This is a genomic window from Shinella sp. R2-11 (assembly GCF_055330205.1).
The window spans coordinates 34,750-48,286 of record NZ_JBVAPC010000015.1 but is presented as its reverse complement, the minus strand read 5'-3'; the positions used below and the strand labels follow the sequence as shown (position 1 = coordinate 48,286).

Sequence of the window (13,537 nt, the reverse complement as noted above, 5' to 3'; positions counted from 1 at the left end):
GTGCGGTTCTGCGGGTCAGAACGGTTCGCTTCAAGGCCCCATCTCGTTGGCGAACAGGAGAAGGGGCCTTGAAAACGATGCCTACTTTGCTGCTTCCACGGTGGCCGGCAGTTCCGCAGCGGCTTCTTCTGGCGTCAGTTCGCCGTTGAAGACACGGTTGACGATATCGTAAACCGCGTTCTTGACAGCCGCGGGAGCAGCATGACCGTTGGACATGGAGCCGAGCATCGTCCCTTTTTCGCTCGCCTCCTTGAGATCCGCGATCCCCTTCTTGCCGCAAGCATCGAAGGCTTCATCCGAGACGTCGATCCGGGCCGGCACGGAGCCCTTGACCACGTTGAAAGCCGACTGGAAGGCGGGGCTTTCCACGGCCGAGGCCATTTCGCGCTGCGCCGCCTCCCGGTCTGCGGATACCTTGAACATGACCATCTGGTCCGAAAGGAAGGTCACGGAGCCCTGCGTACCGGGATAACGAATGCAAACGAAGTCTTCCCCCGGCTTCTTGCCCGCCTTGATGAACTCGCCCTTCGCCCAGTCACCGAGGATCTGCATGCCGGCTTTGCCCTCGATGACCATGGCGGAATCGAGATTCCATTCACGCCCGGAGAAGTTGTCGTCCACATAGGAACGCAGCTTGGCAAGACGGGTGAACGCTTCCTTCATCTGGTCGCCACCGAGCGCGGCCGGATCGAGGTCGATGAAGGCCTTCTTGTAGAAGTCGTTGCCGAGGGAGAGGACAACTGAATCGAACATGGTCGTCGCGTTCCACGCATCGCCGCCACCAACGAGCGGTATGATGCCCTGCTCCTTGAACTTTTCGAGCAGGGCGACGAATTCGTCCCAGTTCTCCGGTTCCTTGCCGCCGGCCTTGTCGAGCGCTTCCTTGTTGATCCAGACCCAGTTTGAGCTGTGGACATTGACGGGAGCTGCGATCCAGTGGCCATCGTATTGCGAAAACTGCTGAAGCGCCGGGGGAATGACCTTGTCCCAGCCTTCCTTGGAGGCGACTTCGTCGAGATTGGCAAGAACGCCTTCCTTGGCCCAGTCGAGAATGTCGAAACCGAGCATCTGCACCGCGGTCGGCGCGTTTCCGGACGTGACGCGGGCGCGAAGCACCGTCATGGCGGCAGTACCGCCGCCGCCGGCAACCGGCATGTCGGTCCAGGAAATGCCCTTCGTCTGGAGGTCGTCCTTGAGCACTTTGACCGCTGCAGCTTCGCCACCAGAAGTCCACCAATGAAGGACCTCTACATTCTGGTCAGCGGCAAGGGCTGCAAAGCCGCTGAGTGCAACCGCGATGGCCATTACGGCCGTTGATGTGAGAAACTTGCGCATAAATATCCTCCCGATTGTCAAGTTCACGGCGGGACCCATTCCGCGCCGAGAATGCGTGCATGCTTGCCTTCCCGAACGGGACAGGCTCTCCAAAGCGAGTTCACGGAATATACCAATACGTTTAGGCTCGGTTTCCTGAACTCGCTCTGGAATTCACTTCGCTGTACTCAAAGGACTTTCGCAGCCCGCGGGGCTTCGATCCGCTTGCCGAGGATCGTGAACTTCGATGCGCCGCTCGCGGCGGGGATGTTGTTGGCAAGTCCGTTCACATTCGCGAAAGCAAGCGTGGCGAATTTGACTGCTTCCTTGAACTGAGGCGGAATGCCGAATTCATCCGATGTGGTCAGGACAAGCGGTGCCAGGGTTTCACTCAGCCGCTCCATCAGCAACGCATTCTGAACGCCGCCTCCACTCGCGATCACCTTCGAGCCCTCGGAGAGATCCGTGACGTGGTCCTTGATCGCCTTTGCGATCGTCACAGCGGAAAATTCGGTGAGCGTCCGAAGGATCTGCGGTACAGGCAGCGTGCTGAACTTCGCCAGCACCTCGTCTGCGTATTCGGCACCGAAGTCGCGACGCCACGCACTGCGGGGGATGGGGCGCTTGAAATAGTCGTGGCCGAGGAGATAGTCGAGCATTGCTGCGTCGACTGTACCTTTTCTGGCCTCCTCACCGTTCTTGTCGTAGGAACGGTTGAGCAAGACCTTGCAAGCATGGTCGATCATGACGTTGCCCGGTCCCGTGTCGAAAGCCATCATCTTCGAGCGATCCGCCTGCGCGAACTGGCAATTGGCGATGCCGCCGATATTGAGGGTCAACACAGGCCCGATATCGCGGAACGCGACAAAATCGAGATATTGCATGAGGGGGGCGCCGGCGCCGCCGAGGGCGTGGTCGGACGGGCGGAACTGAGTGACGGTCGTAACGTCACACGTCGCCGCGACGACGGCAGGCTCGCCGATCTGGAGGCCGCAGGGGAAAGGCCCGTCCTGCCAGCGGGCGAGAACATCTTCGCCGTCAGCGAATTTCGCCAGTTCGCTGAACCGGGCGGGCTCCTGGTAGATGGTCTGCCCGTCAAAGCCGATGACGGCGACATCTTCCGGCTTGAGATTCATCTCCCGCATCAAGGCACGGGCGCTTTCGGCGTATACCGCGCCGGCGGTGTAGTTCAGGCGGCAGAGTTCGAAGATACTGAGATTGTTGTCGAACGCGCGGAGGACATCCTTCGCCACCGCCTCCGGCCAATCGTAGCTGCGTCCCTCGATGAATTTGGGGCGCGACGGATTACCATCCTTGTCGATGCCGATTTCGATCGCAACGACGTCGATGCCGTCGAACGACGAACCGCTATTCAGTCCGATTGCTATAACCATAAACGTTTAGTTCCTTCTCAAAAAATTAGGGGCGCCATTTCACGCCTAATTGCAGCCGGCTAGCGACCGGCGAACTTCTTGATTCTCCCGCAGCCGCAAGATTGTCTCACCTTGAGGGTCGGCTTAAGGATCAAGTCTTCCCCGATGGTCTTTTCGGATTTCATCTGCTGCAACAAACGCGCGCCGGCAGCACGACCGATCGTGACGATATCCTGGTCGATCACAGTTACAGGGGGGTCGATCATCTCCGCCCACTCGAAATCATCGAAGGCAACAACCGCAACATCGTCTGGCACGGAAAGGCTGCGCCGGCGGAGCGCTTCAAAAATCCCGTGCAAGAGAACCGTATTCGACGCGTAAAAGACCTCAGGCCATTCGTCTCGCGGCTTTTCGATGAGGTAGGCGCTCACGGCCTCGCATGAGGTTGCGCTCGAATTCATACCTTCGATGATATCGACACTGCATCCCGTGGATGCGGCGGCGGCCTCGAAACCGGCCTGCCGGGGCTTGCGGGAACTCCAAGTGTCTGTGTGACCGACGAATGCCCAACGCTTATACCCATGACCCGCCAGATGCATCCCCATTTCGTGGCTACCCTGGAAGCTATCGGTCGTGATCGACGAGTATTGCCGGTAGCCGTCCGGGACTGAGCGGTCAACGAAGATCATGGGAATTCCCCAGCTCGCCAACGCGCGCATATTGGCTTCGCTGAGATTGTAAGTCACCACGACGGCAGCGACGCGCTGAGCCATGATCGAGGCGACAAATCGATCCTCACGGGCTTGGGAGTGAACACCGTTGAGGATGGCGTCCATCGTGACGCAATCGTATCCGCCTCCTTCGATCGTAGCTTCCAAGCTACTCACGAGGACGGAATAGTAGTGATTGGCAATATTGGCCGTAAGTACGGCGACAGCGGTACTTTGCGAACTTTTGAGGTTACGGGCGTGCTGATTGGGAACATATCCGAGCTCGGCCGCAATCTCGATCACGCGCTTGCGGGTCTCGGCGCCAACTCCTGTCCCACCGCTCAATGCACGGGAAGCCGTATAGGTTGAAACCTTCGCGGCTGCGCTGACATCGTGAAGTGTTGGCCTTGACTGCAACCGTTCGTTCTCCTCCAAAACGTTTAGGTAGATAATCCTTTAGGCTCGGCAGAGTCAAGCAGCCTGACAGTAGCCGCACGAAAATCCATAAAAATGATAGTTGGATCTGGTGTGGTCTGCCGCCAATGCTGCCGCCCTGCTTCATGCGACTGCGCACATACGCAAGGCGCCGCCGGCCGAGCGAGCCCTCCGTCATAGATCTGGTCCGCGAAGGCGCTATACAAACCGTTGTCACCCTACGCGCGGCTCCTGCACAAAGTGTCTGAGGCGAAAAAAGTCAGTCGATTGCCACTGCTACCACTGCACAGCGTTCGCCAAGACCGCTCATATGTTTTGTTCAGGCTAGAACCGCTACATTCAGCCCATGAACACGCTGGAACGAGCCATCGCCTGTCAGCAAAACGTGCTCCGGACCCAGTTGCAAGCAGCTTGCGGCCTGCAAGGCATCCGGTGTTCGAAGTCCATGCCGTACGCGGATGGCGGTCGCCAACTCAACCACATCCCGGTCTAGCTCCACCCATACGAGATCGGATCGGGCAAAAAACGTATCGAACAACGCGAGAACCGCAGCATCTTCGTTCTTCAGCGGCCTGACTCGGCACTCCAGCCAGGACAGCCGGCTGACCGCCGCGCCCATGCCCGGGTGCGCCTCTGCCAACGCCGCCAATTGATTGCGCACACGATCCGCGAACGGTTCGTTGCCTTCGATCAGATAGATCAGGGCGCTCGCATCAAAAAACGCGATCACCAGGCGCGCTCTTTCGCCAGATCAGCATCGATCTCCGCCTTATCGCGCGTACCGGCGGTGGGCTGCGAAAGCAGCCATTGCAACGCCGTCACACGCGGCCGCTCGGATGACTGCTTTCCGGAGAGGCGCAGATACTCCTCCTCCGAAATCACGACAGCAGCCGCCTTGTTACGTTTGACGATGCGTACGGGGCCATGCCGCAAGCCTTCTTCGAGCGCAGCCATTCCACGGCGCTTGAGATCGCCGACAGTCACGATATTGTTCATCACATAACCACATCGATACGTAAAATTGGCCGAACAGTACCATTTTCGATACCGATGAGCAACACGAGATGGCATGAGCGGATCTCTTCGCTCACACCTCGGATGGCGAAGGATCACCGCTTTCCATACTGGACTTTCCTCCGACTAGCGTTGCCCGTTCGATGAAACGCTCCAGCTCCGGAGTGCGAGGCAACTCGCTCGTGACCACATATGCCGAAGCGCTCGCAGCTCCTCCGTGACAGGTCGGATGACGATGAATAATTGTAGAGCGCAGCCTGCGATCCGCAAATATGTGTACCTGAATGGCGTGGAGCCGATGTTCAAGGTGCCGGAACGGCCGAGCAAGCTTGACCCGTTCGCAGATCGGCTGTCGGCCTGGACTGGCCTAGACCGACAGCGAGCTTACCGAACAAGGATCGCCAGCGTTCGAGGCGGCGATCCCTGTCCCGTCACAACTTCTCAAGGCAGAGACAGCAGAACGCGAAGTCCGGTCGACGGCCTATCAGCTCAAGACGGCACGCTTTCCCGCCTACCGTGATCTGAACGGCTTCGACTTCGCCAGTAGTAAGATCAACGAGGCGCTGATGTGTCAGCTCCATCGCCGCGCCTTCCTCGACGAGGCTTTAGGCGATCCGCCACTATCGGCACGGCGAACTGAAGCTCAACAAGAGGGATTTGCTGCCCTTAGGCCCATAGCTCCCCTGCAGGACCGGCTAGAAATGAGATCTGGCCCGCGTTAGGGGCATAGCGTTGGTTTCTCGCTAAACAACATTAAGATAGACGCATCAGAGCAAAGACCGCATATATTCCAAGGCTTGACGAGCCAAGCGGTCGGGCTCGACGTCGCGGCGGTCGAAGCCAATCTCCATGGTCAGGTAGCCGGTGAAGTCCAGCGACTTTAGGTCGGCCACGATCGCTCGATAATCGGCTTTTCCGGCATCGGAGGGTGCGGCACGGTTCGCGTCGGCGAGGTGGACATGATGCAGGTCCGCCCCCATGCGCCTGACATAATCGCTCGAAACCTCCTTGCGATAGATGACATGATAGGTATCGAACATCAGCTTGACGTTCGGCTTTGCCACCTCCCGCATGAGCATGAGCGCATCGTCACAGGAATCGACAAGGTTGCTGTCGGCGGCAGTCGGCTCGATGACGACGGTCACGCCGCGGCCGGCCGCATGGTCTGCAATGTCTTCGAGGGCGCTGCGGCTCCAATCCCACGCCTGTTGGCGGCTTGTCCCGAATATCTGCCAGCCGGCGACATAAAGCAGCGTCGAACCGCCGAGATCGGCACAAAGATCGGCAACCTTCTTGTACTGGTCGATTGCCGCCACCCGCTCCTCCACCATGGGAGAGGCGACATTGAAGCCCGGCCCGCCGCCGGGTGCAGGCAGCATGCTCGCGAGCGCCAGGTTGTTTGCTTCGAGCAGGCCGCGGATTTCCTTTCTGCGCTCGGGGCCGAGGTAGTCGGGAAACGCATGGGGTGCGGCAGCGCCGATCTCAATGCCGTCATAGCCGATGCCGGCGACACGCTCGATGACCTCGGCAAGCGGATAGGAGGGGACCCAGACCGGAAAGCTCGAATAGGCCCAGGTGTTAAATGCCAGTCTCATCGGTTTCTCCCACAATTCAAAGATGCCGTGTGACGTCGAAGGCGTCGAGGATCGTGCTCTGGATGAGGCGTGGCGCGACACAATCGCCGACCCGCAGAACCTGAGCCCGCTCGAAACGCCTGTCGGCCTTCAGCGCCAGATAGAGGTCCTCGCGCGAGCGGCGGCCAATGACGGGCACGACCCAATCGACCTCCTCGATCAGGCGCTCCTCCCCCGGCATGAGAATGTACTTTGCCCAGCCGATCGCATCCGCATCCGAGACGACCGGCGTCACCCGCACACGACCGGGCTCGATGGCAACAAGGGAAAGTCCTGGCAGCAGCGTCATCCCCTTGATCGCCGCCCGGCGGTGGAAGAGGGTGCGCGTTCCGGCCTCGATATCCTCGCCGACCATACCATGCGCGGCGACGACCGTGACGCGACACTGCGCATCGGCCAGGAACTCGGCGGTGCCGGCCGCTTCCCAGTGGCCGTTCTTGTCGACCACCACGACATGGCCGGAAGGCTGCTGTCGGCCCGAAAGCACATCGTCCGCCGAGACGACGAAGTCCTGATCCAATCCCTCGACATCAGGCAAAGCCTGCCGTCCGAACGCCATCGACAAGCCACCTCCTGGAGCGCGTAAATTCGGCTCGGAACCGGTCGCGACGATCACCACATCCGGATCGAGCCCTGCGATCATGTCGGCGGACGCCGGCGTTCCAAGGCGGATCGTCACTCCGAGGTCGACGACCGCCGCCTCGAGATAGGCCGTGACCTCGGCAACGCTGCCATGTTCCGGCTGAAGGGCTGCGAGATTGATCTGACCGCCGAGACAGCGTTCAGCCTCGAGGAGCATGACCGAATGGCCGCGCCGGGCAGCCGTTTCGGCCGCCTTCAATCCGGCCGGCCCGCCGCCGATGACGACGACCTTTCGTGTGCTCTCGGCGCGGCGGACCAGCCGTTCGCTCATCAATCGCTCCTGTCCGGCGCCCGGATTGTGCACGCAGCGCACACCCTTTTCCTGTCCGACCTGATAGATGCAGCCATCGTTGCAGGAGATACAGAGACGCACCAGATCGCCGCGACCCGCCGCCACCTTGTTGACGGTCTCGGGATCGGCAATGAGTTGTCGCGCCATTCCGACGAGGTCCGCCTCGCCTGCGGCCAGCAACGCCTCTCCCGCGCTTGGAGAAATGCGTCCGAAGCCGATGACCGGGAGCGAGGTCGCGCCCTTCAGCGCCACGTTGATGCGCCGGAATTCCGAGGCGGGAACGGCAGCCGGCGGGATTTCCATCCAATAGCTGGAAAACGAACCCGCATCGGAGTTGAAGTAATCGAGCTGGCCCGTCGCCTCCAGCGCCCTGACCATGTCGAGCCCATAGTCCGTATCATAACCGAAGGGCGTGAATTCGTTGACGCAAATCCTGACCCCGAGAGGAACGTGGGGTCCCGTTGCAGCCTTGATGGCGGCGATCACCTCCAGCGAAAGCCGCATGCGGTTCCCGAAGGAGCCGCCATAGCCGTCCGTGCGCCGGTTGAAGAAGGGCGAAGCAAAGGATCGGAGCAAGCCATCATGCGCGATCTTGATCTCGATGCCATCAAGCCCAGCGGCGATGAGATTGCGCGCGCTCTGGGCGAACCCCTCGATGACGGCAGCAATGTCGTCCTCGTCCATCGCCTTCGTCGAGTGGTGGCTTGAGGGCTCGGGCATCTGGGTCGGCGCCCAGAGAATATGCGGCGGCTTTTCGAGCGAGGTATGACCGCCATGGGTGAGTTGGCCGAAGAGTTTTGCGCCATGTCGGTGAACCGCATCGGCGATCGCCCGAAGGCCCGGCACGACGGCCGGGTCCCAGGCGTTGACGAAGCGGCGCGACATCTTGCCGGTCGGGTGGATCGCCATGCTTTCGAGAATGATCAACCCAACCCCACCCCGTGCCCGCTCCTCGTGATAGGCGACCTGATCATCGGAAGGCATGCCGTCGAGATGACCAAGGGCGGTAAAGTGCGGCTGGAAGACCACGCGGTTCCTGAGTTCGACCCGACCGATCGAGAAGGGACTGAGCAGGGTTGGATAACCCGAGCTCACCTTGGCCTTTTCGATCGGCTGCACGCGGACCATGTCCCCTCCTCAGTCAGCTTGCCTGCTTCAGCACATCGGGAACCTCTTCGTCAGGGGTTCCGAGCCAGACGCCAAGCTCCTTCAGTCGAGCCTGCACCTCCGAAGCGATGATGGCCGAGGTCGGCACGTTGCGCTTTGCCGCCAGAACCGCCGCGATCGCGGCCGCCTCCCCCGTCATGGTGCAGGCGGGCACGTTGCGGGTTGAGCCGAAGGCGATGGCGTCGACGGAGATGCAGCGGCCGGCGACAAGGATATTGTCCACGTCGAGTGGCACCAGCGTGCGCCAGGGGATGCCGTAGCCGATCCCCACATGGTCCATGATGGCGCGGCTGCCGCCAGGCTCGTGCACGTCGACGGGCGAGTTGCAAAGGCCGATCGCGTCTTCGAAGCGACGGTTACCGCGCACATCGGCTTCCGTCAGGATGTAATGGCCGGTCACGCGGCGGGTCTCGCGCACGCCGAGCTTCGGCGCCACCTCAAGGAAGATCGCATCCTCGAAGCCCCCGACATAGCGCTGCAGGAAGTCGAAGGCGCAATAGGCCTGCTTTCGGATCTCGATCTCGGCACGGCTCAGATCCCGGTCGTCGAGGCCATTTCCTTGATATCGCGTGACATTGACGCTGATCTCGCCGGGGATGAGCCCCGTCTTCATGGTGATATGATCCTTCGGGATGATCCAGTCGAAGCCTTCCGCGACCTTGTCCCTGATGCGCTGCTGGAAGCCCGTCAGAAGAACGGCCATCGCATAGTCTTCATTACGGCTGCCGGCCTCCTTCGGATAGACGACCTCCCACATGTCCGCCCGGTTCGCCTCGCAATCGGCGATCAGCGCCGGAACGTTGACGTTGAGAACACGGAAATAGGAGGTGATGGGCTGTGTCAGGCCGTCGCCTTCGCGTCCGAGCATGAACGCAGCGCCGGCAAGGGCCGCAACGTCGCCATCACCCGAGGCATCGACGAAGGCCTTGGCGAGCACGAGGCTCTCGCCGGACTTGGTGCGGATGAGTAGACCGTGCACCGCGCCGTCCTTCATCACCGTCTGGACCACGTTGGCACGCAGCAGCACCTCGACGCCCGATTCCTCCACCATCTCGATGATGACGCGCTGCATGACCTCAGCATCGAAGGTGCCGGTATATTTGCCCCAGTAGGATTCCCTTATGCGCCCATCCGCACCCCGATAGCCGACGCACCGATCGAGCATTTCCTCGAATATCTTCGAATTGATGAGGCCCGTAGGCTTGGTCAGGCGGCCGCCCGTGATGAGACCGCCAAGGAAGCCGGTGCCTTCCAGAAGAAGCACCCTGGCGCCCTCGCGGGCCGCGCGGATAGCCGCAACGATGCCGGAGGAGCCGGCGCCGGTCACCACAACGTCATAGGAGCCGAAGAGGTTCATGTTGATACCTTTCAATAATCTCGACCGGCTCAGCCGGTATATTCCATGATGTAAAGACCGGCATTGTAGTCGGTCACATATGCCAGCCCGCTCTTGTCCACGAAGATGTCGCAGGTCTGGATGATCCTCCTCTTGCCCGGCCGCTGGTCCATCAGGCCTGATGGCGGCGGGGGCACGAGCGCGCCCACTTCCCTCGGCTGGTAGGCGTTCGAGATGTCGTAGACACGCACGCCCGCGTTCTGCCAGGTCGAGAAGATCAATGACGAACTCTGGAAACTGCCGGGACGGTTCTCGTGGATGTTATGCGGCCCGTAATGCGCGCCCTTGTGCGTATAGTCCTGATCCGACGGCGGCGGCATCGTGGCGATCGGGACCGGGTTCGCCTTGTCCTTGATATCGAAAATCCAGATGTTCTTGAGCCCGTCCTCGAAATCGTCGAGCACGGCTTCATCGACGACGACGAGGATGTCGCGGCCCTTGATCGGCAGGCAGTTGTGCGTGCCGCCCTGGAACGGCGGCGACCAGTTGGTGTGGCGGATGAGCGACGGCTTCGCGCGGTCGGAGACGTCCATTACCACCAGGCCGGCATCGCGCCATGCACCCCAGGCCGTGTCTCCGTCGACGATCGCGTGGTGCAGGCCGAACTTGGCGTTGGGCGGCCAGCCAGGCGTTTCGCCGGCTGCCTGATGCATGCCCGGCAGCGCGTAGCGTCCGGCTTCCCGCGGGTTTGTCGGGTCCGACATGTCGACGGTCATAAAGATGAAATCGGTATAGCCGTCGAGAAGCGCGGAGACATAGGCCCATTTCCCTCCCGTCCACCAGATGCGGTGGATACCGCCGGAGACCGGCATGAAGCCGATGCGGCGCGGCTCGCCGGGCTTGCTCGCAATATCGTAGACTGCGAGACCGGCGTCCCAGTTTCGCGCCATGGTCGGAGCGGCCGTGCCGAGGGCCGTTCCGGCCGCCGCCTTGTAGTAGGACGCCTCGTCCGAAAAAGCCGCGTCGGCAAAGACGTCCTTGCCGTGAATGACGAGGAGCAGCCCATCCGCTGCCTGGAGGTGCACGTTCCAGGTGTTGGCCGGCGCCCTCACATATCCGGCCGGTTTCAGGTTGGCGGGATCACGCACGTCGACGATCGAAAAACCCTGGCTGAAGAGATGGCCGATATAGGCGAAGCCATCCTCGACCATGACCTGGATGCCGTCACGCAATCCGCCTTGGTCCGAATGGCCGATCAGCCGCATGTTGTTTGCATAGTCGGGTTTCATAATGTCTTTCGTCATGCCCTATCCAATCCACTCAAGACTGCCTGCCGGCAGGGCGCGACCAGCGATCGCCCCCTGCCGCGTGTTCACAGGGATCAACCCTTGACCATGTTGCCCCAGTTCTCCTTACTGTCGACATTCTCCTTCCAGATCATGACGGGCTGGATGAGCGTGTTCTTTTCGACCGGCTTTCCGGAGAAGTGATTTTCCATCTGCTCCACGATGGACGAGCCCATCGAGAACGGGTTCTGGCCGACATCGGCCGTCTGCGTGCCCTCACGGATGCGCTCCAGGCCGAGCGGCGTGCCGTCGAAGCCGATGACCGGAATATGCCCCTCTTCGCCGACAAGCTTCAGCCGGTCGATCTGGCGAAGCGCCGAGACGACGCCGCGGATCATCTCGTCATTGTGTGCCCAGATCGCCGCGACGTCCGGATCGCGGGTAAAGGCGTCCACAGTCAGCGTCTGGGCATTGTCGGCGGTCCATTCCGCCTTCAGAGTCTCGATCTTGATGTCCGGATATTTCGCTTCCATCTGCTCGTGGAAACCCTGGTAGCGCTTCTCCGACTGGCCAGAGCCGATGGCGCCGCGCACTTCGAGCACCCGACCCTTGCCGCCCGTCAGCTTCGCCACGGCATCGGCCGCCGCGCGGCCGCCCGCCACATCGTCGAAGGTATTATAGGCCACCCACTCGCCCTCCGGCGGCAGGTTTTCCAGCATGAAGAGCGGGATCCCGGCCTCGTTCGCCTTGCGCACGCCGCCCTGCAGCAGCTTGGCATCGACCGGGTTGAGCAGGATGATGTCCGGTTGCTTGGAGAGGACATCGAGCATCTGGGTCGTCTGCGTCGAGGGATCTCCCTTGCCGTCATAGACCGAAATGTTCATGCCCTTCTCGGCGGCGAGCTTCTTGACGTGATCAACGAGCGTCACCTGGTATTCGTATTGCAGGCCGAAGGCGATGTAGGCGAGGTTTTTGCCCTTGAGTACGCTGTCTTCGGCAAGGGTCGTGCCCGGAACCGCGAGTGCGCCCGTCATCATGAAGGCAGCACCGGCAGCAAGCTGCATGAGTGTGCGGCGTTTCATTGGCATTTCGATCTTCGTGTCCATTATGTTTCCTCCCAATTGGACCTGTGAACCACCCTGTCCGGGCGGTATTGCCATTCCCGCTTGACCTTGTTCACGGCAAAGCGATTCCGTTCGCCCCGAAGGACGCTTGCGTCACCCACTGCGTTTCGTTGTTGCTGTGTGCGGGATCCGCACACCCTTTATTTCAGGCTTTCGAAGCTTGCTTCGATTTCGTCGCGATGACTTTCTTGCGCATGCCTGCCTCCAGATAGCTGCGCCGGTAGACGTCGAGGGCAGCGGCGGCGGCGATGACGAGGCCGGAGACAACGGAGTCCCAGTTCGGCGGCACGTTCAGGAGATTGACCGCATTCTGCACCAGGCCGAGCAGCAGCACGCCAAGCAGCATGCTCCCGATATTGCCCTCGCCGCCGAAAAGGCTGACGCCGCCGATGACCACCGCAGCAATGACAGCAAGTTCCAGTCCCTGGGCGGCCGTTGCCGCGCCCGCCTCGAAGCGTGCCGTGATGAGAAGGCCGCCAATCGCCGACATGAGGCCGGAAATCATGAAGGCGATGATGATGACCCGCTCCGTCTTGATGCCGGCGAGGCGCGCGGCAAGCGGATTGCCACCGGTGGCATAGATCGAGCGGCCGAAGGAGGTGCGCGAGAGCACGATCTGCGCGATGAGCGCCAGTGCGAGCGTCAACACGATGACCGCGGGAATGCCAAGGATGCGGGCTGCCTGGAGATCGACGAAGAACCGCGGCACCGGCGCGATGTTCGTGCCGCCCGAGTAGATATAGGCGAGACCCCGCCCGATCGTCATGGTCGCGAGTGTCGCGATGAGGGCGGGAATCCGCAGCTTGGTCACGGCAAGCCCGTTGACAAGACCTATGCCGAGGCCAGCCAAAAGCGCGACCAGCACGCCGATTTCCGGAGAAAGGCCCTGGAACTGGACGAGCCCAACCGAAAGCACGGAGGACAGGACGAGGACCGAGGCCACCGACAGGTCGATGCCCGCGACAAGGATTACGAAGGTCTGCCCGATCGCGACGACGGCGATGATCGTCGCCGATTGCAACACGTTCTCGATATTGCGCATCGTTGCGAAGACGGGACTGAGCACGCTCATTATCGCGCCGCCGAGCAGGATGACCGCCAGCAGGCCGACGCTCTGCATCAGGTCGATGAACGAGATGCGGCCGCGCAATCCCGGCACCTTGCCGTGTCCGGCAGGGGCAATGTCGCTCATTTGCGTATTCTCCAAAGT

At 61.1% G+C, this 13,537-nt stretch carries 11 protein-coding genes and 1 pseudogene; 1 reads left to right on the top strand and 11 read right to left on the bottom strand.

From position 1 onward, the window contains the following. Nucleotides 1-81 precede the first annotated feature (81 nt). The 5 genes from ACZ1A1_RS24235 to ACZ1A1_RS24215 form a co-directional block, all read right to left on the bottom strand. Nucleotides 82-1,305 (bottom strand): ABC transporter substrate-binding protein, encoded by a 1,224-nt coding sequence (locus ACZ1A1_RS24235; RefSeq protein WP_463621950.1) that lies wholly within the window; start codon nucleotides 1,303-1,305, stop codon nucleotides 82-84. A gap of 197 nt (nucleotides 1,306-1,502) precedes the next feature. Continuing rightward, complete coding sequence (locus ACZ1A1_RS24230) at nucleotides 1,503-2,708, bottom strand: anhydro-N-acetylmuramic acid kinase (RefSeq protein ID WP_463621944.1); 1,206 nt, start codon at nucleotides 2,706-2,708, stop codon at nucleotides 1,503-1,505. 59 nt (nucleotides 2,709-2,767) lie between these two features. Continuing rightward, nucleotides 2,768-3,814, bottom strand: a complete 1,047-nt coding sequence (locus ACZ1A1_RS24225) for a LacI family DNA-binding transcriptional regulator (protein ID WP_463621943.1) — start codon at nucleotides 3,812-3,814, stop codon at nucleotides 2,768-2,770. A 337-nt stretch (nucleotides 3,815-4,151) separates the two neighbouring features. Further along, nucleotides 4,152-4,562 carry a type II toxin-antitoxin system VapC family toxin gene (locus ACZ1A1_RS24220; protein ID WP_463621942.1) on the bottom strand — a complete coding sequence of 137 codons (411 nt, stop codon included), beginning with the start codon at nucleotides 4,560-4,562 and terminating at the stop codon, nucleotides 4,152-4,154. Next, a complete protein-coding gene (locus ACZ1A1_RS24215) occupies nucleotides 4,559-4,828 on the bottom strand; it encodes a hypothetical protein (protein ID WP_463621941.1) in 270 nt (89 codons plus the stop codon). The genes ACZ1A1_RS24220 and ACZ1A1_RS24215 overlap by 4 nt, the downstream gene beginning before the upstream one ends. A 398-nt stretch (nucleotides 4,829-5,226) precedes the next feature. Here ACZ1A1_RS24215 and ACZ1A1_RS24210 point away from each other — a divergent pair. Next, nucleotides 5,227-5,451 (top strand): annotated as a pseudogene (locus ACZ1A1_RS24210) (ATP-binding protein); the annotation flags it as partial. A gap of 162 nt (nucleotides 5,452-5,613) precedes the next feature. Here the strand turns inward: ACZ1A1_RS24210 and ACZ1A1_RS24205 are convergent. The 6 genes from ACZ1A1_RS24205 to ACZ1A1_RS24180 form a co-directional block, all read right to left on the bottom strand. Continuing rightward, entirely contained in the window at nucleotides 5,614-6,441 is an 828-nt protein-coding gene (locus ACZ1A1_RS24205) for a sugar phosphate isomerase/epimerase family protein (RefSeq protein WP_463621940.1), read from the bottom strand. 16 nt (nucleotides 6,442-6,457) lie between these two features. Then, complete coding sequence (locus tag ACZ1A1_RS24200) at nucleotides 6,458-8,542, bottom strand: oxidoreductase (protein WP_463621939.1); 2,085 nt, start codon at nucleotides 8,540-8,542, stop codon at nucleotides 6,458-6,460. A 13-nt stretch (nucleotides 8,543-8,555) separates the two neighbouring features. Continuing rightward, complete coding sequence (locus ACZ1A1_RS24195) at nucleotides 8,556-9,938, bottom strand: FAD-dependent oxidoreductase (protein ID WP_463621938.1); 1,383 nt, start codon at nucleotides 9,936-9,938, stop codon at nucleotides 8,556-8,558. A 29-nt stretch (nucleotides 9,939-9,967) separates the two neighbouring features. Further along, complete coding sequence (locus ACZ1A1_RS24190; RefSeq protein ID WP_463621937.1) at nucleotides 9,968-11,221, bottom strand: LVIVD repeat-containing protein; 1,254 nt, start codon at nucleotides 11,219-11,221, stop codon at nucleotides 9,968-9,970. A 77-nt stretch (nucleotides 11,222-11,298) separates the two neighbouring features. Beyond that, the gene (locus ACZ1A1_RS24185) at nucleotides 11,299-12,285 is read right to left on the bottom strand and encodes a sugar ABC transporter substrate-binding protein (protein WP_463621936.1); all 987 of its coding nucleotides are present in this window, start codon (nucleotides 12,283-12,285) and stop codon (nucleotides 11,299-11,301) included. A gap of 187 nt (nucleotides 12,286-12,472) precedes the next feature. After that, the gene (locus ACZ1A1_RS24180; protein WP_463621935.1) at nucleotides 12,473-13,519 is read right to left on the bottom strand and encodes an ABC transporter permease; all 1,047 of its coding nucleotides are present in this window, start codon (nucleotides 13,517-13,519) and stop codon (nucleotides 12,473-12,475) included. Nucleotides 13,520-13,537: the final 18 nt, after the last annotated feature.